We start from the raw sequence: 22641 nt of genomic DNA, 5'->3' as shown, positions 1-22641 counted from the left end.
AAAGAAAATAATGGTGACATTTTTGCGGGATTTTACGGTGACATAATTGCTGAATCTTAACAGAAATATAAATGTTGTTGTTAAAATCATAAAGATATGCTATTTTGATAGATAGGAGATAATGAGGAGGGGTGTGTATAGAAAGTGAAACAATAACAAATCATTGTCTTGTTAATTGAATAAATGATAAATAATTGTTGAATAAAGAAGGACTATTAAAAATATAGAGAACTCACCTAAGTAGAAAAAATATCTAAGTCGAAAAGAATTTAGTTGAATTAGAGAAAAGTTGGGTTTGAGATGATCTTTACCTTTTTATATTAATGTTAATGAAGCCTTTATGTAAAGCAACAGACAATGAAATCGACAAAGAGTATTTTTTTAGATTTATGGGAGAGATAAACTCAAGTTTATAAGTTTATTTGCTTTCGGTAAAGGAGATGAATGTATGAGAAAAAAATCAAAGAAAGCAATAAGTAGTATTTTAGTTTTGTTTGTGTTGTTTCAAATAGTATGTCCCGTTTCTTCCTATGCAATAGAAAATGGTGGACAAGAAACTCAAGAAACGACGAATGAAAGCTTAGTGATGGATGAAAACACTGGTAAAGATGAAGATAACAGTGCTCAGGATTCTTCAAAAGATGAAGAAAATATTGTTGTTATGGCTGCTCACCAAAGTGAAGACTATAAATATCTTTCTGATTTAGATTATATTACAGAAAATAATTGGTCTTATGCAGGATGGGGAGAAATCAAAAAAGACAAGAATATTGAAAATGGGCAAATCAGTTTACTTGTTGATGGAACAAGGGTCTATTTCAGTAAAGGTATGGGAGCGCATGCTTCTTCACAACTTACCTATGATGTTTCTGGTTTTTCAGGTACATATACCCGATTTGTTTCTAAAATGGGAGTCGATGCTTCTAAAAATGGTCTAGGAGAAGTTTGGTTTAGAATTTCTGCTTCAAAGGATGGAACAAATTGGGATGAACTTTATAAATCAAATCCAGTAACTTCAAAAGACAATGCCTTAGATGTAGATTTAAATATTAAAGATTATAAATATTTAAGATTATATGCAGATAAAAATGGCTCAAATGCAGTAGATCATGCTGTTTATGCAGATTCGCGAATTGTAAAAGAAAACTATGATCTTTCATCAGAACTTTTTGATGATATTAAAAAGGTATCTTACTATGATGAAATTCTTTCTAAAAATACAGTAGAAGAAAACTATAATAATCATTTCGATACAGTATTAAAAAGAGAATTTGTTAATCGCATGGGTTATTGGAATTTACAAAACAGTATCAAAGATGATGATACTGGTGAAGCTAAAGAAGCTATTAAATGGATTTTTAATGACCAAGAAAACTTACAACTATTTATTGAAACTGGAAATGTAGGAGATTCTTTAAAATGTGTTAGTCTATTAAAAGAATTATATAGTAAGCACAAAGATGATCTTAATGATCAAACACAAGGTGATGTTTATAAAAAGATGATGATTGCCTTAGCAATTGCTTATAGTACAGATAGAAACGGTTCACCGTTGAGTTTCAATATGCAACCGAATTCTTATGATGCTTTAAAAAGATATGAAATTATAAAAAACTTATACGATTCAGGTCTGTTTGCTAGAAAAGATGAATTTAGTACATACAACATGGAACTTATTCGAATGGTAATGAATGATTCTATTAGTAATGATGAAATCGATTGGTTAAGACATTACTCGCAATCACGTCATGGAACGGATCTCAATAAAGCTCTAAACCCTTATAATTATATGCATTATGTTTCACCAAACTATGCTCAAGATAAACTTTATGATGCAAACAATAAAGAAACATATGATACGAAGTATCAATTAAGTAAATATAACATTCCTTATGGATTAAATAGTGATGGAACAAAGACATCAAGAACATGGATGGTTATGGAAGCTGGAGGTATTTGTTGGAATATTTCAAGATTAGGACAAAACTTAAATCGTGTTTATGGAATACCAACAGTAGGTATCTATCAACCAGCTCATGAATCTTATTTTACTTATTCACAAAATAGTGATGGTAAAGGTATCTGGAGTATTGGAAACAATATTTTTGGTTGGGGACAAAGTTCGTCAAAATGGTATGGTGGAAATGGAACACGTTTATTATTAAATTGGAATAATAAATCATTTACACGACCACATATGGGATTAAAGGTTGATCTAGGTAATGGAGTGAAATCGGATGTAGGAAATAACGGTGGATATCAATTATTAGGACAAGCTGCTTTAAATAACTATGAAGCTTATCAAAAATCGCTTTATTATAACTTAATTGCTAATTCTTATGAAAGTGGAACACAAAAAGAAGAAGTTTATAATAAAGCACTAGAAGTTTTAGATATCAATTTAGATAGTTTTGAAGCAATACTTAATCTTTATAAACAAAAAGGTGATAAAGTAACAAGTGCAAATTGGCTAGAATTCGCTAAAAGAGTGATTTCAACATATACATACTATCCAATGGCTATGACAGATTTATTAAGAGTGATTAATCCTTATTTGAATAGAGAAGATGCACTAGAAGTTGATATGTTAAAAACAGAAGCTTTGAATAAAGCTTTAAATGCGACAGATGATGAAGTGTTACAATCAGGAGCATGTAGAGAAATTGCCCGTGAACTCCTAGGCAGTGACAAAGTCGATTTAGCTTCATTCTCTTTTGATGGAGAAAATGCGGGTAAGATCGTTATGAATTCAAAATATGATGATTATGATTTCCAAGTCCAATATAGTCTGGATGGGGGAAATACTTGGGAAACCTCATTAGAACATAAAATAGTTTTATCTAAAAAACAAATCGAAAGTATTACTGCTGATAATGATATCCAAGTTAAAATATCAGGATCAAATCAAGTGTTTACGATTGATATTTTAAAAGGTGAAAATATTTCTTCAAAAACACTTGCGATGAATGATGATGAAGATTCCTTTGTTGGAAAAACAGAAGTTTTAGAATATAGTACAGACAATGGAAAAACATGGAAGGCTTTTGATCGTGATACGAGAATTACAGGAAATCAAACAGTGCTTGCTCGATACAGAGCACATGGGGTGTATTTAAGTGGAGATAGTACAGAATATAACTTTACTGAAAATAACGATAAAGAGAAAAAATATGTTTACGTTAAAGATATTTCTTACGTATCTTCTGGAAGTTCTCAAAGTGGATATGCTGCAAAAAATATGATCGATGCCAGTCCATTTACAACATGGCATACAACGTGGGGACAAGTTGCTAAAGATAAAACCTATGTCGTAAGCTTTAATGAAGTAAAATATTTATCACAAATTACCTATGATCCTGCCGATGGTGTCAATGGGCGAATCAAATCAGCAAAGGTTTATGTAAGTTTAGATGGTAAAGAATGGACCTTAGCGGGAGAAAAAACAAATATGGCAAATAACACCGCCAGAAAAGAACTTGTTTTAGATGAATCTCTTCCAGCAAAATTTGTGAAAATCGAAGCAACGGAAACTTATGGAAACCACGAAGGACCAAATAAATATGTAAGTGGAAGAAGATTCAATTATTATGAAGATACAACAAAAATATATAAAGATCCAAGTATCGAATATTCAGTAACTTCACTTACTAATAAAGATGTTGTAGCGACTTTACAACTTCCTTCAGGATTTAAAGCTGTTGGTGAAAGTACATATACATTTGATAAAAATGGTGAACATACATTCACTTATAAAGATTTAAATAATAAAGAAAAAACAATCAAAGCCAAAGTTTCATGGATCGATAAAGAAGTTCCAACTGCTACAGTAGAATATGATATTACAGAAAAAACAGAATTTGCGGTGAAAGCAACTTTAAAAGATTTTTCAAAAGAAAATGTAAAAGTGCTTAATGGTGATGAAAATGGTAGTCATACTTTTACAAAAAATGGCGAATTTACTTTTATGATTCAAGATGAAGCAGGTAATATTGGTTATGTTACCGCAAAAGTAACATGGATTACGGCTAAAGATACTGAGGTGGATGATGATTTATATGTTAAATCAGACGATTATGTTGTTAAAGATGATGTAATTAAAAATATTGATGCAAATACTTCATTAGAAGAATTAAAATCAAAATTAAATACAAATGCGAAACAATTCAAACTTATTAAAAATGGTCAAGAAGTTGATATAATTTCAACAGGAACAATTCTTGTTCTTGATAATGATAGAAGTTATACATTAGTTGTAACTGGAGATATTAATGGTGATAGTTATCATAATGAATTAGATCTAACTCTTTTAATTAATCACTTGTTAGATCGTACTTTGATTCAAAATGAAATAGAATCAATGGCATCGGATATGAATGATGATGGTGAAATTGATATTGTCGATCTTTCAATAATGAACAAGAAAACACTTAATTAGTGGTAAAAGAAGGAGAAAAAGATGAAAAGAAAAATTATCTCAGTTATAACAACTTTTGTATTAATACTATCTTCTCATTTTTCAATGATTTACGCATTGGATAAACCTCATTTGAATTTAAATGAAAAAGAAGATTCAGTAGAAGTAACACTGAATCTTCCCAAAGTAGAAAATGGGTTAGATGCTTTCTCTGGTAAAATTGATTATGATCAAAATAAATTAGAACTTGTTAAAGTAAAACAGGTATCAAAAAAATTAAAAACACCAGAGTATAATGAAAAGAATGGAAAATTTATTTTATTGATCAATTCTAAAACCATTAATGAATCGGTTGATGCAGTATGCTTTACATTTAAAGTTAAGAAAAATGTTACAGGGGATACAACGGTAAAGGTAACAAAATTAACAGGATCTACTTCAAAAAATCAAAAGATTAATTTAGATGATGTACAAACTGTTTTTACAACAGATAAGAAAGAAAACAATTCCAATACGGGTAACGGTTCTAATAGTTCAAATACATCTAAAGACAATGGTTCAAAAAATGATACGAATAAATCAAATACAACCAATAAACCAAATGATTCTCATAAAAATAGTGATGGGAAAAACACAAGTAAACAAAATAAGGTTAGTTCAAATGATAGTTTAAGTAAAGAGGAGACTAAAAAAGATACTGATACTAATAAAACAACATCTTCCGAAGATAAAACTTCTTCAAATGAAGATGAAAGAAGCGTTTTACAAGATGACAGTAAACAAAAAAAGGAAAAAGAAAATAAAAAAAATATTAATGGAAAACCGATAGTTGAAAAAAAAGAACTAATCTATCCAAAAATCTTGATAGTCGTTGCACTTTTGATTTCATTGTTACTACTATATCTAAGAAAGAAAAAATAGATAAAAGAAAGGGTAGCCAAATAATTTAGAGGAAAAGCTAAATTATTTAGGGAACCACTTTAAGGGAGATTAAGAAAACTCTGTTGAAAGTTAGGGGTTCTCTAGGTGGCTAACCTAAAATACTAAAATAAAATTTATGAAAAAGAGAGCAAATACGGAATGTAACTGTTGGCACCTTCTATTTTGTCATAGCCGTTAGTTCCATAATAATTCTGCTTATATGTACGATTGAGCCTCTCTTCAATTTGTGGCGCTCTAAATAATCGAGTGCTTTAGCGAAATTCGCTCTATATTATTAGGGGGGATATTGATGTGGAATCAGTATTCCCTCTAAAATATTCAGTGCTTTTTTAAGAGGAAAATTAGGATGATGTCTGGTCCTGGTTTTCCTCCTTTTATTTATTTTCTATTTTTATTTTATTTTTTGTAGGCTCCTCTAGGATTTCCTATACGTTTTATTCTGTCTGTATGTTCATTCATTGTGTAAGTTTCATATTTGTTTTGAGAATATATGATTCTGTTTCTTGCACGTTGAAAATTGGACATACCATTTGCATTGGATAAGATCTTCTTTACATAATTGTTTTTACCTTCACATGGTCCATTAGATATACGTCTGTCATTTATCCATGTAAAAGAGTTGAGTATTTCTTCTTTCCAATGTTCAAGCGTCACCGCAACACTTATACTTTCTTCCACTTGTGTATGTCTGAATCTTTTAATTACTGCATTGAGTTCCTTTCTTTTATTAGAATTATTGACTTCTTCTTTTGAAACTTGATCGAATATCAAATATCCTTCTTTGGCATTATAGGTCTGTCTAAGTTCATCATCAAAGCTTAATAAAGTTTCAAGTATCATGTTTTCAGTTACATGACATTCCATTATCTTATCATATTTGAACGTTTCATTGTCTATGCTATTTTTGGATTTTAACAGTATCTTGTAACGATGTTTCAATAATCTGTATTCTCTGGATTTTTTATTTTTAGCATATTTACACATAATTCTTTTTCGAGTATGATTGAGTTGATCATTTATTAGTCTGGTAACGTGAAAATGGTCAACAAGCAAGGTCGAATTTGGAAAATATATCTTTAATATAAAGCTCATATCAGTGCATATGTATTCGACCTTTTTTCTTTCTTCCAAATCAATCTTAAATAGATAGTTAGACATGATATCATGTGTTCTGGATTCAACGATATCAATAATCAAATTGTTTTCAAAGTTCATAAGGATTTTATATTTGGAGTTTCTAGAGAAATGAAATTCATCAATCAATAGAACTCTAGGAAGGCTATGTCTTTTAATTCTGACAAAAGTATCAAATATTTCCATGATTCTAGTAGAAGAAACACCAAACATTCTAGCAATGGAAGCATAAGTAGCATTATAAGGTTTTAACCTGTTTAGAATAGAAAAGATAGCTGTTCTAGTAAAAGACCAATCACCATAAGCAATAGGATTTACATCAGAAAAAGAAGCATTACAGTCAATGCATTTATATCTTTTAACATAAGTAATCATCTTTACAGGTGGATAGGTTACACTTTATTGTACAATTCTAAAGAGAACTGTTTATAATAAATAAAAATGAAATGAGGTAACCAAAATGGCAAGAGAAAGAAGAAATTACACTGATGAATTTAAAAAGAAAATTGTTGAATTGTATAATAGTGGAAAACCAAGGGCTGAACTTGTAAGAGAGTATGAGTTAACACCATCAGCTTTATCATCATGGATCAATAAATACAATAATTCAGGTTCATTTAAAGCAGAAGATAACAGAACTCCTGAAGAAAATGAATTAATCAAGCTTCGTAAAGAAAATCAACGATTAAAAAAGGAAAATGATATTTTAAAGCAAGCAGCGCTGATTATGGGACGAAAATAAATGTTATTTTATCCAATTCGTATAAATATCCAATCAGCGCGATGTGTAAATTACTCAATATTTCAAGATCATCTTTATATTACGCTAAAAATAAACCTGCAAAAAAATATAACGCAGAAGAAGAAAAACTAACACAACATATTAAAGAAATATTTAAAAATAGTCGTAATAACTATGGATTTAGAAAAATCAAAGTTGAATTAAAGAAAAAAGGTATTATAGCCAGTAAGCGACGAATTAGACGTATCATGAAGGAAAATACGTACACAGTCAAACAATATAAAGTGCATAAACAGACATGCAATAACGATAAAATAGATAACAAGTTAAAACGAAATTTCAATCAAGAAGAAAGAATGAAAGTAATTGTAAGTGATTTAACTTATGTCAATGTTGCAGGAAAATGGAACTACATATGTTTAATGTTAGATCTATATAACAGGGAAATTGTAGGCTATGCAGCAGGAAAACATAAGGATGCTGATTTGGTTAGAAAAGCAATAACTACAATAAAATATGATTTAAATAAAATTGAAATATTTCATACAGACAGAGGAAATGAATTTAAAAATAATATTATAGATGAAGTACTAGATACTTTTAAAATAGATAGGTCACTTAGCGCTAAAGGATGTCCATATGATCATGCAGTAGCAGAAGCAACCTATAAGATAATAAAAACAGAATTTGCATTTAATAGAATATTTAATGATTTTGAAGAATTAGAAAGAGAATTGTTTGATTATGTAAATTGGTATAACAATATTAGAATTCATGGTTCACTAGAATATAAGACACCTATTGAATATCGTTCAAATGATCAGAAATAGAGTCAGGGATCCTGTTTAAGAGGTTCAAAGGTTGAAAATATTGAGAGAATTTAAAATTTTGTTTAGAAAAAGATTCAATAGAATCAATTAAATGTGTTATACTTTGCATGATGAAATATCCTTTCGTTAGATTTTGGTTGACGCTTAAAAGTATATCTTAGTAATCATTTTATTGTTTATGTAGATAAATTGGAAGGTAGTGTATTTACGCTATTTAATATAGATTTTTGACACTATCAAAATAAAAAGGAAAGTGTTATATGAAAAATCATGTAAAAGTGAAGATTGATGTAATCTTAAATAATAGTTTATTTAAGATTACAATGATTGTTCTATGTTGTTTGATATTGTCTACTTCTATTATTAGAACGGATAATTTTATAAATTGTATGTTTAATGGGTTAGTCATTTTTGCTTTATTAATAAATATCTATCATTTACCAATAGTAAATGATTATATAAAGAAGTACAAAAAGAAATGTGGATTTATAATATTATTAATAGCATGTATTGTTTTTGGTTTTTGGTATTATTTTCAAATTGGTAGATTAGTAGGTTTTACGATCATTTGTATTTCCTTTTATTTGATTATATGGGGTATATTAAATACTTATAAAATTAAAGAATTGTTTTACATGTTGTTAAATCTTATATAGATCTAACAATTTTTTTATATGTTGGTGTACATAATTTTCTATGTGCAACTCATTTATGTTTTGTTATAATAGGACAGAAGGTGGTGATTTTATGCCAGTTGGCGTTCTAACAAATGTATGTGCTGTCTTTATTGGTACATTTATCGGAGGATTTATTAAAAAAATATTACCAAAACATCTTATTGAAGAACTTCCAAAAGTATTTGGGATTTGTTCAGTTACGATTGGGATTATTTCTATTTTAAATGTAAAAACATTGCCTATGGTTATTATGGCTATTATTTTAGGTTTTGTTATTGGAGAACTTTGTCATTTATATGATTATGTTCATCATATTTTTACCTATTTGCTTGATAGGTTGCCTTTTAGTATAGAAGATAATCAAGAAGAATATATGCATCTTTATTTATTAGTTGTTTTGATGTTTTCAATGTCTGGAATGGGATTATTTGGAGCTCTTACAGAAGGAATGTCAGGTGATGCATCTGTTTTAATTTCTAAATCGGTTTTAGATTTTTTTACAGCTGTTTTATTTGGAGCTGCTTTAGGTTATGCACAAAGTTTAATATGTGTTCCACAATTACTTATTTTACTTGCATGTTTCTTGCTAGCAAAAGCAATCTTACCATTTGTAAGTGCAACAATGATTGCTGATTTTAAGGCTTGTGGTGGTGTCATTACAATGATTACAGGGTTAACTGTTTCTAAAATATTAGATGTAAGAGCGATGAATCTTGTTCCTGCACTTATTTTAGTCATGCCTTTTGTTGGTCTTTATGCCATGATTTAGGAGAAAATCATGTTAAAACAAGTAACGATACAAGATTTAGAATTACTTTATCATATAGAAACAACCTGTTTTCCTATACAAGAGGCAGCAAGTTACCAATCATTAAAAGAAAGATTAACAGTTTATCATGAAGGATTTGAAATTTTTTATATTGATCATCAAGCAATCGGTTATATTGGTGGTCTAAGAAATAATGAATGTAATCTACCAGATAGTATGTACGAAAATGCTTTTTTACATCAAGAAAATGGAAAATATCAAATGATTTTTTCAGTCTGCATTTTACCTGAATATAGAGGACATGGTTATGCTAGAGAAATGGTAAAGGAATATGTAGAGAAAAGAAAAAATGATGTAGACGGATTTATTTTGACATGTAAAGATCATCTTATTCCTTTTTATGAAAGTTGTGGTTTTAAATTTGTAAAAGTTTCAGCATCTACTCATGGAAATGCTAAATGGAATGATATGGTAATTGATTGTCGTGGAGAAATATAATATTTCTCTTTTTTTGTACTATTTGTCCAATGACGAAAAGGTTATTTAGGAATAGAATAAGAATATAGAATAAAGGGGAATGAATATGGATCAAATATATAGAGAATATAGTGAAAAATATAAACATATATTGCATTATGCAGGAATCATGAAAAAAGAAAATGTTCTTTTTGAAAATCAAGAAATAATTGTTTTAAAGGATGTTAAAGATTATCAAGATTTTGATTATAGTTATTTTGAAAATTGTGAAATAGAAAAGAGTTGTATTTATCATAAAATTACATATGCTTTAGCTGTTTTAAAAAAAGTAGAAAATGGGATAATTGTTGATCAAATGAAAACTGTAGGTTGGTTAAATACGGTCTTGGATCAACATTATTCCGCATATAAAACAGACCTTTGGTATTTACATAAAGGTAATTGGGATAAGTGCTATTTAGAAGAACATTATGATTTTTTATCAGCGATAGAGGTCTATTTTTATTTATTTGGCAAAGAGGAAACATTTCGATTATTAGAAGATAAAAATCAAGAGATGGAACATTCTTTAAAAATAATAGAAGAATTAATTAAACAATATCAAAAGGAATGTCAAGACGATCAATATGCTTTATTAAAACACTTTTTAGTATTGATTTTTAGTCAACAGTTAGAAAAAATAGAAGTAGAACATAAGGAAATTGTTTTCCAATTATTAAAAGAAATCATCGAATTAAAATCAATTGTATTACCTTTATTATTATTGTGTGATTTTTATCAAAAAGATTTTGATGAAGAATGGGCTACTATCTCTAAAGAAGTTGATCGTAATTATTTAAAAGAACAAATAGCCTATATACCTTTTACTGAAAGTGAAGATTATTTAGATTTAAATATTACAGATGTTTTAGTTTATAAAGATAAAATAGAAAAAATACCAGCGGGGTTAATGAAATATTTCAATAATTTGAAAGAAGTATATGATGATTTAAAAGAAAAACTATCATTTAATCAATCTCTTTTAGAAGTAGAAAGAATAATTTTATTAATGGAAAAAGACTATCAACTTTATCCTTTTGAATCATTTGTTAGTGAATTAAAGATTCATTATTCAAAAGAATATTTTATTTTAATGAAATTATTAGAAATAGTTATGAAGGATTGTCAAGAAGCAAAATTAGGAAGAGAAACAGTTAAATTAACTTTATCATTGATGATGAATCAAAAACTAAGATTAAAAATATTTGGTTTTTAAATAGGGAATACTTTGTGCTACAATAAAAGTAGTAGGAGGTATTTTTATGGAAAAAAGATACTATAGTGAATACAGTCAATGTTTAGATAGAAATATGGATTTTATCGTTTATGGACATAGTGGTGTGCCACTTCTTGTATTTCCAGCACAAGATGGTCATCCTCAAGATTATGAAAATTTTGGAATGGTCGATGTGATCAAAGATAAAATAGAAAATGGTTATGTACAATTGTTTTGTGTCGGAAGCATTGATGAAGAAAGTTATTCTGATGAAATGGGAGACAAAGCACGTCGTAGTTATTTATTAGAACAATTTTATTACTATATTTGTGATGAAATAGTGCCTAGAATAAAAGAAATTAATGGTACAGGAAAGATGATTTATACGACAGGATGTTCTTTAGGAGCAACACATGCAACAAATATGATGCTTCGAAGACCTGATTTATTTATGGGTTGTGTTGCTTTAAGTGGATATTATGATACTGATCTTTTCTTTGGACAATATGTTGATGAAAATATTTATAATAATAGTCCTTTAAAGTACTTAAATGGGATGTCAAGAAATCATCCTTATGTTGATTTATACAATCAAAGACATATTATTCTTTGTTGTGGACAAGGTGCATGGGAAGATGAAATGGTTAAATCAACAGGATTAATGAAAGAAACATTTGATCGTTTAAGTGTCAATGCATGGTGTGACTTTTGGGGAAGCGATGTCAACCATGATTGGCCTTGGTGGCGTAAACAATTACCCTATTTTTTAGGACATATTTTATAAAGGGGGAAATCGAAATATGAATTTAGTCTTTATTTCACCAAATTTTCCAACATATTATTGGAACTTTTGTAAATCACTTAGAGAAAGAGGTGTTACAGTTTTAGGGGTTGGAGATGCACCTTATGATGATTTAGTAAATGAAACAAAGGAAAGCTTAGTAGAATATTATCGTGTAAATAATCTTCAAAATTATGATGAAGTTTATCGTGCAATGGGATTTTTTATTGGGAAATATGGACGCATTGATTATATTGAATCACAAAATGAATTTTGGCTTGAATTAGAAGCTCAGTTAAGAGAAGATTTTAATATTCATCATGGGTTGAGACCAAAAAAATTAGAAGTGATGAAATTTAAATCAAAAATGAAAGATGTTTATAAGAAAGCAAATGTTCCAACAGCAAGATATAAAGTATTTAAAGATGATCAAGAACTTTTAGATTTTTGTAAAGAAGTTGGTTTTCCAATTGTTGTAAAACCAGATAATGGTGTGGGTGCTTCTTTTACATATAAATTAAAAAATAACAAACAAGTTAAGGAATTTTTAAAGAATTGGGATCGAAATATTAGCTTTATTGCAGAAGAATATATTGATGGTCTTGTAGAAACTTTTGATGGTATTACTGATAGTCAAGGAAATATTTTGATTTGTTCAAGTCATGTGATGATGGAATCTATTATGGATACGGTCAATGAAGGTGGAGATACTGCTTTTTATGGACAAATTGTTGAAGGTAGTGATATTAAAGAAGTAGGAAGTCGTGTTGTTAAAGCATTTGACGCTAAACAAAAATTCTTCCATTTTGAATTCTTTAGATTAGGTAAAGATAAAGCGGGTTTAGGAAAAAAAGGAGATCTTGTTGGTTTAGAAGTCAATATGAGAGCACCTGGAGCCTATATTCCAGATATGATGAATTATTCATATAACGCAAATGTCTATGATATCTTTGCGGATATGTTGATTTATGATCGTTGTTTTATTGAACCTAAACAACAATATTGTATTGGATATGCTGGAAGAAGAGATGGTTTAAAATATAAACATCATAGTCAACAAATACGTATGAAATTTAAAGATCAACTTATTTCTCATGAAATTGTACCTGATGCATTAGCAGCGGCAATGGGAAATCAGGTTTATTTATTAAGAGCAAAAAATGAAAAAGAAATTCAAGAAATGATTAAATATGTATTAGAAAAAAAGGATTCGTTTTGAATCCTTTTTTATAGTTCATGAACAATTAATAAATATTTCATAAACTCATTATTATGTTATAATAAACATACCAAGGAGGTCATCGTTATGAAAAAAAAGTTTCTAGCATGCATGCTTATCATGATGCTTACAATAACAGGTTGTTCAAGTAAATCAATAACACAAACATTATTTGTTGAAAAAAATAATAAATATGCTTTATGTACATTAGAAGGAGATTTAAAAACAAAGTTTATTTATTCTTCTTATAAAAAGGTAGAAAATGAAGGATACGTGGTTGTTCATGATAAAAAATATGAATACATTTCAACAGATGGTAAAAAATTAATTAAATATAAAAAAGGAACAACATTATCCGTTGTTGAAAATATGATTGTTGCTAAAGATGCTAAAGGCAAGTATACAATTTATGATCAACAAGGGAAGGAATTATATAAAGATAGTAAAAAGGTAAAAATTTATATGTATGATTTACCTGTTATCTATAAGAATAAAAAATATTCTGTTTTAAATAGTGAAGGTGAAGTTGTAACTACTTCTAAAAAAGCAATCAATTATGCTGGAATTTATCATGATTCATTTATTACAGTAGCATATAAAGATAAAACTGTACTTTTTGATACTTCTTCAAATAGTCAAATTGATGAAGAAGGATTAACTATTAAATTAAAAGGGCAATATAAAATTGTCGCTAATGATTATAAAAAAGGTTTTGTTTTATATGATCAACAACAAATAAACTTAGCGTATGTTTCTTTAAAAGGAAAGGTTAAATTTGAAAAGAATATAGAAGTTGATTCTGTAAAATTCAAAGATTCATCACTTATTTTAAAAAATGAGGATGGTATAAGATTGTTATCTTTAGATGGTAAAAAAGATGTTGTAGCGACAAGTTATTATAAAGATGTAAATAATTATTTATCTAAAAATGCAAGTTATATTTATGGTCCACATAAATTTACTAAAGATGGTAAAGAAAAAGATGTTAAAGGTATCCAGTTAAATCCTAATGTTGCTTCGGTACACGGTCATATTTTCCCAGTATATGTTCAAAATAAAGGATATCAATATTATGGTTTTAATGGTAAAGAAGCAATTAAAACAATTTATAAAGATGCTCAAGATTTTGATCAATATGGAGTGGCGGTTGTTTCTAAAGATGGTGAAAAGTATTATTTAATGAATTCTAAAGGAGAAAAACAATCTAAAAATTATGTAAAGATTGAATCTATTGGAGAAGGATATTATGCAGCCTATGAAACAAATAGTAAGTATGAAATTATTAATACTGAAGGAAAAATAGATATTCATGATTATTTCATGGGTGAAAGTCAAGCTTTTGAATTTGATGGTAAAGTTTACGCTTTATTAAATAAAAGTGGAACAACATATTTATATGATATGGAAAAAGGTGAATCTGTATTTTCTCTTGAAGGAGAATATCAATTATATAATGGTAAGTATTTAAGAAAGAAAAATCATAAAGCATATTATGATTTGGAAGGAAATTTAATTTATAAGGGGTAATCTATGGAATATTATATTGTATTATTAGTTTTCTATGCAATTACACTTATCTTTTTAAGATTAGTGTTTGCTGAAATTGAAGGTAGACAAGCAAGAAAGATGTCAAATGTACGTTATTTTTTAAGATACCATTCAAAGTTTGTTTATCGTAATCAGTTTTCAATTATTTTTGTAGCATTTCTTTGTTATATGATTGTTTCTGTGGAAAAAGCATTTTCTACAATGTGGTTTTTACAATTGTTAGGTTTTATTGCGGTAGGAGTTATTAGTGATGCTCTTTCACAAATTGTTTATTATTATTATATTAATTTTCGTTTTAAAAAGGATATTGTTGAAAGTGAAGAATTAAAAAATGAAATAGAACAAGCTGTTTTAAATCAAGGCGAAGAGCTCATGCAACAAACGATTCCTAGTTATGAACCACATAGAATAATTGAAGATTATTTAAATGAAGAAAATCATTTAGCTGTTATATCAGTAGATGGTGGAAATTTTACTTCACAATTTGAAAAATTACCACCAATTACGTATTCTGTAGAATTAAATCCAACAAAAGCAAGAGAAACCTTAGAAGAAAAAGGTGTCAAAGTAACAACTTTTACTTCACAAGGGAAAATGCCTTTTAAAGATGAAAAATTAGATGTTGTTGTTAATGAGTTATCTAATTATGATAAATTTGAAATGTATCGTATTTTAAAACCAGGTGGTTATTTAGTTGTTGATCAATTAGGAAGTGACAATTATAAAGAAATTATTAATATGTTTATTCCGTTTAAATTAAAAGGACAATGGAATAAAGAAGCTTGTCAGTCAACTCTTACAGAGATAGGATTTGATATTGTTGATAGTTATGAAGATGTAGGACATATTCGTTTTCATTCTTTATCAGCAGTTCTTGCTTTTATGAAGAGTATTTCTCCTGAAAGAGTGGAAAAATATGAGCAATTTATGAACTTCTATGCCGATGTATTAAAGAAAATCAAAAAGAACCAATTTTATGAAATTACTACTCATAAATTTATGGTGATAGCAAGAAAAAATGATATGAAACAGGAAAATTAAAAAAATTTCCTGTTTTTTTAATTTATGAATTAAAAAAATGTAGTATATATCGACTAAATTTGATTTGAATATGTAAACGCTTTATTTTTTTAGAAAATCTCTAGAAATTCTAAAAATATGATGCTATAATTGTATCATAGAAATTTTTAAGGAGGAGTCATATAATGGCAAAAGAATTATCTTTCGTAGTATCTGATCCAGTTGGATTACATGCTAGACCAGCTACTATCTTAGTAAACCAAGCTAGCAAATTCACTAGCAATATTAAATTAGTTTATAATGATAAAGAAGTAAACTTAAAATCTATCATGGGAGTTATGTCTTTAGGTGTTCCTACTAAAGCTACAGTTACTATCGTAGCTGAAGGTGATGACGAAGAAGATGTAATTGCTTCAATCGCTAAAGTAATCAAAGAACAAAAAGTTGCTGAATAATAGCATTAATGAAAAGGGAATCAACATGATTCCCTTTTTTTATGCTATAATGAATTCAGAGGTGTAAATCATGGCTAAGAAGTTTAAAACAAATGCGCTTAGAATGTTGGATAAAGCAAAGATTGCTTATTCGATAAAGGAATATGAATATGATGAAGATCATTTAGATGGAAGACATGTAGCAAGTCAGGTAGATATGGTGCCAGAAGCTATTTTTAAAACACTTGTTTTACATGATAACCATAATGAATATCTTGTATGTTGTGTTCCTGTTTTAGAAGAAATTGATTTAAAAAAGCTTGCTAAATTAGCAGGTAGAAAAAATGTAGAAATGATCCATCAAAAGGACTTATTACCTGTAACAGGTTATATGCGAGGAGGATGTTCTCCAGTAGGAATGAAAAAACAGTTTCCAACGTATATGGATGAAAGTATTTTAAAAGTTGATGAAGTTGCTTTTTCAGCAGGAAAGCGTGGTTTTCAAATGATTGTCAAGGCTCAAGATATTTTGACATACTTAAATGTCGAAACGGGAGATATTATACGAAAATAATTTGAAAACGGTTACATTTTTCTATAGTTTTTGACAAAGAGCTTTGATATACTTATATTAAGAGGTGGTAAAAATGAATTATAACGAAAAGTATCAAAAATGGGTTAGTAAAGAAGATTTAGATCCTGCTTTAAAAGCAGAATTATTATCAATGGATGAAACTGTAAAGGAAGATGCATTTTATACAGATGTTGAATTCGGAACAGCAGGGATGAGAGGTATCTTAGGTGCAGGTACAAATAGATTAAATATCTATGTTATTCAAAAAGCAAATGTTGGTTTTGCTAAATACATTGCATCTTTACCAGAAGGTAAAGAAAGAGGTGTAGCTATTGGATATGATAATAGACATATGTCTTATAAATTTGCGATTGAATCAGCAAAAGTATTAGCAACATATGGTATTAAATCATATATCTTTGAATCATTACGTCCAACACCAGAATTATCATTTGCAGTGCGTTATTTAAAATGTGCTGGTGGTATCATGATTACAGCAAGTCATAATCCAAAAGAACATAATGGATATAAAGTATATGATGATACAGGATGCCAATTATTACCAGAAGCAGCTGATCAAGTTGTACAATATGTAAATGAAGTAGAAGATGAATTAAATATTAAAGTGTTCTCTGATGAAGAAGCTTATCCATATATGACATGGATTGGTGAAGAAGTAGATGAAGCTTATTATAAAGAAGTTATGGCAATTGAAGTTAATTCAGGAATGGATAAAAGTGATTTTAAAATTGTTTTCTCTCCACAACATGGAACATCAAATATTGCAGTTAGAACATGTCTAACAAGACTTGGATATGATCTTGTACCAGTTTTAGCTCAATGTGCACCAGATCCAGATTTCTCTAATACAAAATCTCCAAATCCTGAAGTACCAGCTTCTTATGAATTAGCGATTAAAAAAGCAAAAGAAGTTGATGCTGATGTAGTAGTTATTACTGATCCAGATGGTGATAGATTAGGTGTTGTTGCTAAACATAATGGTGAATATGTTTTAATGTCAGGTAACCAATCTGCAGCTGTTTATTTGGAATATATTTTAAGCCAAATGAAAGAAAAAGGAACATTACCTGATAATGCAGTTATGTATAATACAATCGTAACTTCTGATTTAGGTGAATTAGTAGCCAGAAGTTATGGTGTTGATGTAGAAAAAACATTAACTGGATTTAAATTTATTGGTGATAAGATTCGTAAATATGAACAAACTCATGAAAAAACATTTGTATTTGGTTATGAAGAATCTTATGGATGTGTTATTAAAGATTTCGTTAGAGATAAAGATGCAGTGCAAGCTGTTTTAACTGCTGCAGAAGCAGGTAACTTCTATAAAAAACAAGGTAAAGATTTAGTTGATGTTTTAAATGAATTATATGCTAAACATGGTACATTTAAAGAAACTCAAATTGCTTTATCTAAAGCAGGAGCTGCAGGAGCTGCACGTATTAAAGAAATCATGGATAATTTAAGAAAAGATGCACCTCAAGAAATTGGTGGTGTTAAAGTTGTAAAAGTTGAAGACTATGGAAATAGTACTTGTTCTGATGGAACAACTATTCAATTACCAAAATCTAACGTATTAAAATATTACTTAGAAGATGGCTCATGGATTGCAGCAAGACCATCAGGTACAGAACCTAAATGTAAATTCTATTTCTCAATCAAAGGCAGCGATGCTGATGATGCCGCTAGTAAAACAGAAGTATTCCATAAAGCAATGATGGAAATTATTGGTGAATAGAAAATGAAAGAAAAGCAATTCATAAAAAATGAATTGCTTTTTTTATAAAAATGCTAATTAAGTTTATAATTAATTTAGTAGAAGCACTTATTGTTTCTTATTCTTTAAGTCGATTATGTCATGTTAAAAAACAAAAACTCTATTTTGTTTTGAATACATTAATGACTTTTTCTATAGAAATAATAAGTGACTATTTTGATGCGAATTATGCACCATTAGCCATTGCTTATATTATATGTTGGAATATTTTATTATTATTTTTTACTCGAAAAGAATATATATATAATTTATTTATGTGTATATTTAATGAACTCTTAATTACCTTGAGTGCATTGTTACCCTTGATGTTTATAAGTCATTATTATCTATTATTAGCGGCCGTAGAAGCTAAAATCTATCATTTATTATTATCTGTTCTTTTTATAAGATATCAAAAAAGATATCGTTATTTTATTAATAAATATTGGGTTTTAGTGATGATGAATTTGACAGCTTGTTTATTGATTTTAAATTTACAGGGTAGAATAATCATGGAAGGCAGTTATACATTTAAAACAATTATGACTATTTTCTTGTGTATATTTGTTGTTTTTTTATCATTAACATTTTTTGCTTTTTTAGAAGAATCTAATAATGAAAAAGAAAAAGTTACAAAACAGTTAGAAGAACGTAAATATCAAAATATTACATATGATATGATGAAAAGGACAAAAGAAGAACTCTATCGTTTAGAACATTCATTAACTTATTATATGTTATCTATAAAAAAATATTTAGAGACACAAAATCAAGATGAAGTATATAAAATCATTGATTCGTATATTGAACGCGTATCTAATGTGAATATTGTCATTTATACAGGAAATGATTTATTTGATTTATCACTTACAACGCATTTGAGTCAAATGTCATCTAAAGTCAATATGTGTATTATGATTAGTAAAGATGAATTTTATAATCATATTCAATTTATTGAATTTGTTTTATCATTGTTAGATTTGATTGAATCAAAAGATGTAAGTTTATTAATAAAAGAAGATGGTTTTGTTAAACTTATACAAATAAGTGCAGAATATGATTTTATTGATGAAAATCAAGTAAAAGAGATTGTGAACCGTGATTATGAATTTGATTGTCATTATCAAATGATAACGGATCAAAATCTGCATCTATTAAAAATAAAAATAATTGAACATTTTGAATAAATAAGTGTTATAATTTTTGAGTATTAAAGAGAGGATGGAGATTATGTACGCTAAAAATACTTGGGAAAAGTATAAAGATCAATTAAATGAAGTATTTGATTATAATGAAGGTTATAAACATTATATTTCAAAAAATAAAACTGAACGTGCCTGTGTTAAAGATTCTATTAAATTAGCTGAAGAAAAAGGTTTTAAACCATTAGAATCATTTGATACCTTAAAATCAGGGGACAAGGTTTATGTAACAAATAGAGAAAAAAATATTGCTTTATTTATTATTGGTAAAAAACCTTTAACTGAAGGAATGAGAATATTAGGGGCTCATATTGATTCACCAAGAATGGATTTAAAACAAAATCCATTATATGAATCAGAAGGTTTTACTTTAGCTGATACACATTATTATGGTGGAATAAAAAAATACCAATGGGTAACAATTCCTTTATCTTTATATGGTGTTGTTTGTAAAAAAGATGGAACTGTTGTTGATGTTGTCATTGGTGAAGATGAAAATGATCCAGTTGTAGGAATTAGTGATTTATTAATTCATTTATCTGCAGATCAATTAGATAAAAAAGCAGCTAAAGTTATTGAAGGAGAAAACTTAGATGTAACATTAGGAAATATGCCATTATTTGGTGAAGAAAAAGATGCTGTTAAAGCGAATGTTTTAAAATTATTAAAAGAAAAATATGATATTGAAGAAGAAGATTTCGTGTCTGCTGAAATTGAAGTTGTACCAAGTGGTAAAGCAAGAGACTATGGTTTGGATCGTTCAATGGTTGCTGGATATGGTCATGATGATCGTGTTTGTGCTTATACTTCACTTACAGCTATTTTAGATAGTGATGTCAGTGAATATACAAGTTGTGCTATTTTAGTAGATAAAGAAGAAATTGGTTCAGTAGGAGCTACTGGAGCGCATTCATTATTCTTTGAAAATACAGTTGCAGAATTATTATTAAAAATGGGAATTGATAGTTTTGTACAAACAAGACTTACAATGTCTCGTTCTAAAATGTTATCAAGTGATGTTTCTGCTGGTGTAGATCCATTATTTGTAAGTGTAAATGATAAGAAAAATGCTGCTTATTTAGGAAATGGTATTGTTTTTAATAAGTATACTGGTTCTAGAGGAAAAAGTGGTAGTAATGACGCTTCTGCAGAATATGTAGCTCAAGTGCGAGCAGTGATGGATAATGCTAATATTCACTATCAAACCGCTGAACTTGGACGTGTTGACCAAGGTGGAGGCGGAACAATCGCTTATATCTTAGGTAATTATAATATGGATGTTATTGATGCTGGAATTGCTGTTTTAAATATGCATGCACCAATGGAAATTGTAAGTAAAGTAGATGTTTATGAAACATATCAAGCTTACAAAGTTTTCTTAAAAGATGCTTAAAAAATACTTCATTTTGAAGTATTTTTTATTATCTATTTTTTCGTCAATATGATATGATGATTGTATTGTTAGAAAAGGTAGGTTTTTATGAAAGAAAGAGAACAATTTAAATCAAGAATTGGATTTATTCTGCTTTCTGCAGGATGTGCAATAGGTATAGGAAATGTTTGGAGATTTCCTTATGTTGTAGGAGAAAATGGTGGAGGAATATTTGTTTTATTTTATCTTATTTTTCTTCTTTTAATTGGAGTACCTATTTTAAGTATGGAATTTTCTGTTGGAAGGGCAAGTAAAAAAAGTCCTGTAAAATCTTTTAAAGTATTAGAAAAAACAAATCAAAAATGGCATTTACATGGTTATATGTCTTTACTAGGAAATATTTGTTTAATGATTTTTTATACGACAGTTTCAGGATGGATGTTAAAATATTTTTATAATTTTTTAACAGGTCAATTTAATGGATTATCAACAGCAGATGTTCAAAATGTTTTTTCACAAGTTTTAGCTAGTCCTTCAACAAATGTTTTTTGGATGATTGTTGTAGTTGCTTTAGGTATGTTTATTTGTTCTAAGGGACTTCAAAATGGAGTAGAACGTATTACTAAAGTTATGATGATAGGTTTATTAGGATTAATTGTTGTATTAGCAATTCATGGTGTTTTATTAGATGGTGGTATGGCAGGTGTTAAGTTTTATTTATATCCTGATTTTCAAAAGATTTCTGAAATTGGTTTAATGAATGTCATTGTTTCAGCAATGAATCAAGCATTTTTTACACTAAGTATTGGAATTGGATCAATGGCTATTTTTGGAAGTTATTTAAATAAAGAACAAACGCTTTTAAAAGAAGCAACGAATGTTGCAGTACTAGATACTTTTGTAGCTATTATGGCTGGATTAATTATTTTTCCTGCATGTTTTTCATTTGGTATTAATCCAGATAGTGGGCCTAGTTTAATTTTTATTACTTTACCTAATGTATTTGTTTCGATGGCTGGAGGACAAATATGGGGTGCTTTATTTTTCTTATTTATGTCTTTTGCTTCACTCTCTACTGTAATAGCAGTATTTGAAAATATTATTGCATGTACAATGGAATTATTAAATATAGAAAGAAAAAAAGCAGTTGTTATTAATTTTATAGTGATTAGTATTTTATCATTACCTTGTGCATTAGGATTTAATGTTTTAAGTGGTATTCAACCATTAGGAACAGGTTCTACAATTTTAGATTTAGAAGACCTTATTGTTAGTCAGTTCTTATTACCGTTAGGATCACTTGTTTATTTATTATTCTGTACTTCTAAATATGGTTGGGGATTTGAAAACTATCAAAAAGAAGCAAACATAGGTAAAGGATTAAAAGTTCCACATTGGGTTAAATTTTATGTTACAATAATCTTACCAATCATTGTTATTTTTGTTTTTATAAATGGAATTATATAGGAGAAAT

18 protein-coding genes are annotated in these 22641 nt (G+C 28.3%); 17 read left to right on the top strand and 1 reads right to left on the bottom strand.

The annotated features are described in order from the left end of the window. Positions 1-448 precede the first annotated feature (448 nt). Together Fi14EGH31_RS11790 and Fi14EGH31_RS11785 are read left to right on the top strand one after the other, a co-directional pair. A complete protein-coding gene (locus Fi14EGH31_RS11790) occupies positions 449-4435 on the top strand; it encodes an NPCBM/NEW2 domain-containing protein (protein ID WP_234697786.1) in 3987 nt (1328 codons plus the stop codon). 21 nt (positions 4436-4456) lie between these two features. Further along, complete coding sequence (locus Fi14EGH31_RS11785) at positions 4457-5335, top strand: hypothetical protein (protein WP_022002108.1); 879 nt, start codon at positions 4457-4459, stop codon at positions 5333-5335. Positions 5336-5752: 417 nt separating this feature from the next. Here Fi14EGH31_RS11785 and Fi14EGH31_RS11780 read toward each other — a convergent pair whose 3' ends face one another. Beyond that, positions 5753-6865, bottom strand: coding sequence for a transposase (locus tag Fi14EGH31_RS11780; RefSeq protein WP_200764836.1), 1113 nt, complete (start codon positions 6863-6865; stop codon positions 5753-5755). Positions 6866-6950: 85 nt separating this feature from the next. Between Fi14EGH31_RS11780 and Fi14EGH31_RS11775 the strand changes: the two genes are divergently transcribed. From Fi14EGH31_RS11775 to Fi14EGH31_RS11705, 15 genes are all read left to right on the top strand, one after another. Next, positions 6951-8062 (top strand): IS3 family transposase gene (locus Fi14EGH31_RS11775; protein ID WP_107030509.1). Its coding sequence is split into 2 segments (ribosomal slippage): positions 6951-7197 and positions 7197-8062, totalling 1113 coding nucleotides; the frame shifts between segments, so codons are not numbered across the junction. 260 nt (positions 8063-8322) lie between these two features. After that, on the top strand, positions 8323-8718 hold the full coding sequence (locus Fi14EGH31_RS11770) for a hypothetical protein (protein ID WP_022001392.1): 396 nt from the start codon (positions 8323-8325) through the stop codon (positions 8716-8718). Positions 8719-8809: 91 nt separating this feature from the next. Then, a complete protein-coding gene (locus Fi14EGH31_RS11765; RefSeq protein WP_200764835.1) occupies positions 8810-9508 on the top strand; it encodes a DUF554 domain-containing protein in 699 nt (232 codons plus the stop codon). A 9-nt stretch (positions 9509-9517) separates the two neighbouring features. Next, on the top strand, positions 9518-10006 hold the full coding sequence (locus tag Fi14EGH31_RS11760; RefSeq protein WP_022001394.1) for a GNAT family N-acetyltransferase: 489 nt from the start codon (positions 9518-9520) through the stop codon (positions 10004-10006). A gap of 85 nt (positions 10007-10091) precedes the next feature. Then, on the top strand, positions 10092-11240 hold the full coding sequence (locus tag Fi14EGH31_RS11755; protein WP_117346433.1) for a hypothetical protein: 1149 nt from the start codon (positions 10092-10094) through the stop codon (positions 11238-11240). A 46-nt stretch (positions 11241-11286) separates the two neighbouring features. Next, on the top strand, positions 11287-12024 hold the full coding sequence (locus Fi14EGH31_RS11750; RefSeq protein WP_022001396.1) for an esterase family protein: 738 nt from the start codon (positions 11287-11289) through the stop codon (positions 12022-12024). 16 nt (positions 12025-12040) lie between these two features. Continuing rightward, positions 12041-13240 (top strand): ATP-grasp domain-containing protein, encoded by a 1200-nt coding sequence (locus Fi14EGH31_RS11745; RefSeq protein ID WP_117346435.1) that lies wholly within the window; start codon positions 12041-12043, stop codon positions 13238-13240. A gap of 87 nt (positions 13241-13327) precedes the next feature. Next, positions 13328-14767 (top strand): hypothetical protein, encoded by a 1440-nt coding sequence (locus tag Fi14EGH31_RS11740; RefSeq protein ID WP_022001398.1) that lies wholly within the window; start codon positions 13328-13330, stop codon positions 14765-14767. Between the two features lie 3 nt (positions 14768-14770). Next, a complete protein-coding gene (locus Fi14EGH31_RS11735) occupies positions 14771-15829 on the top strand; it encodes a class I SAM-dependent methyltransferase (protein ID WP_032089912.1) in 1059 nt (352 codons plus the stop codon). 164 nt (positions 15830-15993) lie between these two features. Next, entirely contained in the window at positions 15994-16263 is a 270-nt protein-coding gene (locus Fi14EGH31_RS11730) for a phosphocarrier protein HPr (RefSeq protein ID WP_022001400.1), read from the top strand. A gap of 70 nt (positions 16264-16333) precedes the next feature. Then, a complete protein-coding gene (gene ybaK, locus Fi14EGH31_RS11725) occupies positions 16334-16816 on the top strand; it encodes a Cys-tRNA(Pro) deacylase (RefSeq protein WP_117346437.1) in 483 nt (160 codons plus the stop codon). Between the two features lie 73 nt (positions 16817-16889). After that, complete coding sequence (locus tag Fi14EGH31_RS11720; protein WP_117829357.1) at positions 16890-18575, top strand: phospho-sugar mutase; 1686 nt, start codon at positions 16890-16892, stop codon at positions 18573-18575. A gap of 50 nt (positions 18576-18625) precedes the next feature. Beyond that, positions 18626-19780, top strand: a complete 1155-nt coding sequence (locus Fi14EGH31_RS11715; protein ID WP_107030514.1) for a hypothetical protein — start codon at positions 18626-18628, stop codon at positions 19778-19780. A 43-nt stretch (positions 19781-19823) separates the two neighbouring features. Then, positions 19824-21188 (top strand): aminopeptidase, encoded by a 1365-nt coding sequence (locus Fi14EGH31_RS11710; protein ID WP_117872053.1) that lies wholly within the window; start codon positions 19824-19826, stop codon positions 21186-21188. Positions 21189-21275: 87 nt separating this feature from the next. After that, a complete protein-coding gene (locus tag Fi14EGH31_RS11705) occupies positions 21276-22634 on the top strand; it encodes a sodium-dependent transporter (protein WP_107030516.1) in 1359 nt (452 codons plus the stop codon). The last annotated feature ends 7 nt before the right edge of the window (positions 22635-22641 follow it).

It is taken from the genome of Faecalibacillus intestinalis, from assembly GCF_015097455.1.
GTDB classification, from domain to species: domain Bacteria; phylum Bacillota_I; class Bacilli_A; order Erysipelotrichales; family Coprobacillaceae; genus Faecalibacillus; species Faecalibacillus intestinalis.
This window is presented reverse-complemented; position numbering and strand designations above follow the sequence as displayed.

Excerpts from the sequence above, each read along its gene's own strand:
- Fi14EGH31_RS11790 (WP_234697786.1), top strand. The coding sequence starts at position 449 with ATGAGAAAAAAATCAAAGAAAGCAATAAGTAGTATTTTAGTTTTGTTT.
- Fi14EGH31_RS11785 (WP_022002108.1), top strand. The coding sequence starts at position 4,457 with ATGAAAAGAAAAATTATCTCAGTTATAACAACTTTTGTATTAATACTA.
- Fi14EGH31_RS11780 (WP_200764836.1), bottom strand. The coding sequence starts at position 6,865 with ATGATTACTTATGTTAAAAGATATAAATGCATTGACTGTAATGCTTCT.
- Fi14EGH31_RS11770 (WP_022001392.1), top strand. The coding sequence starts at position 8,323 with ATGAAAAATCATGTAAAAGTGAAGATTGATGTAATCTTAAATAATAGT.
- Fi14EGH31_RS11765 (WP_200764835.1), top strand. The coding sequence starts at position 8,810 with ATGCCAGTTGGCGTTCTAACAAATGTATGTGCTGTCTTTATTGGTACA.
- Fi14EGH31_RS11760 (WP_022001394.1), top strand. The coding sequence starts at position 9,518 with ATGTTAAAACAAGTAACGATACAAGATTTAGAATTACTTTATCATATA.
- Fi14EGH31_RS11755 (WP_117346433.1), top strand. The coding sequence starts at position 10,092 with ATGGATCAAATATATAGAGAATATAGTGAAAAATATAAACATATATTG.
- Fi14EGH31_RS11750 (WP_022001396.1), top strand. The coding sequence starts at position 11,287 with ATGGAAAAAAGATACTATAGTGAATACAGTCAATGTTTAGATAGAAAT.
- Fi14EGH31_RS11745 (WP_117346435.1), top strand. The coding sequence starts at position 12,041 with ATGAATTTAGTCTTTATTTCACCAAATTTTCCAACATATTATTGGAAC.
- Fi14EGH31_RS11740 (WP_022001398.1), top strand. The coding sequence starts at position 13,328 with ATGAAAAAAAAGTTTCTAGCATGCATGCTTATCATGATGCTTACAATA.
- Fi14EGH31_RS11735 (WP_032089912.1), top strand. The coding sequence starts at position 14,771 with ATGGAATATTATATTGTATTATTAGTTTTCTATGCAATTACACTTATC.
- Fi14EGH31_RS11730 (WP_022001400.1), top strand. The coding sequence starts at position 15,994 with ATGGCAAAAGAATTATCTTTCGTAGTATCTGATCCAGTTGGATTACAT.
- ybaK (WP_117346437.1), top strand. The coding sequence starts at position 16,334 with ATGGCTAAGAAGTTTAAAACAAATGCGCTTAGAATGTTGGATAAAGCA.
- Fi14EGH31_RS11720 (WP_117829357.1), top strand. The coding sequence starts at position 16,890 with ATGAATTATAACGAAAAGTATCAAAAATGGGTTAGTAAAGAAGATTTA.
- Fi14EGH31_RS11715 (WP_107030514.1), top strand. The coding sequence starts at position 18,626 with ATGCTAATTAAGTTTATAATTAATTTAGTAGAAGCACTTATTGTTTCT.
- Fi14EGH31_RS11710 (WP_117872053.1), top strand. The coding sequence starts at position 19,824 with ATGTACGCTAAAAATACTTGGGAAAAGTATAAAGATCAATTAAATGAA.
- Fi14EGH31_RS11705 (WP_107030516.1), top strand. The coding sequence starts at position 21,276 with ATGAAAGAAAGAGAACAATTTAAATCAAGAATTGGATTTATTCTGCTT.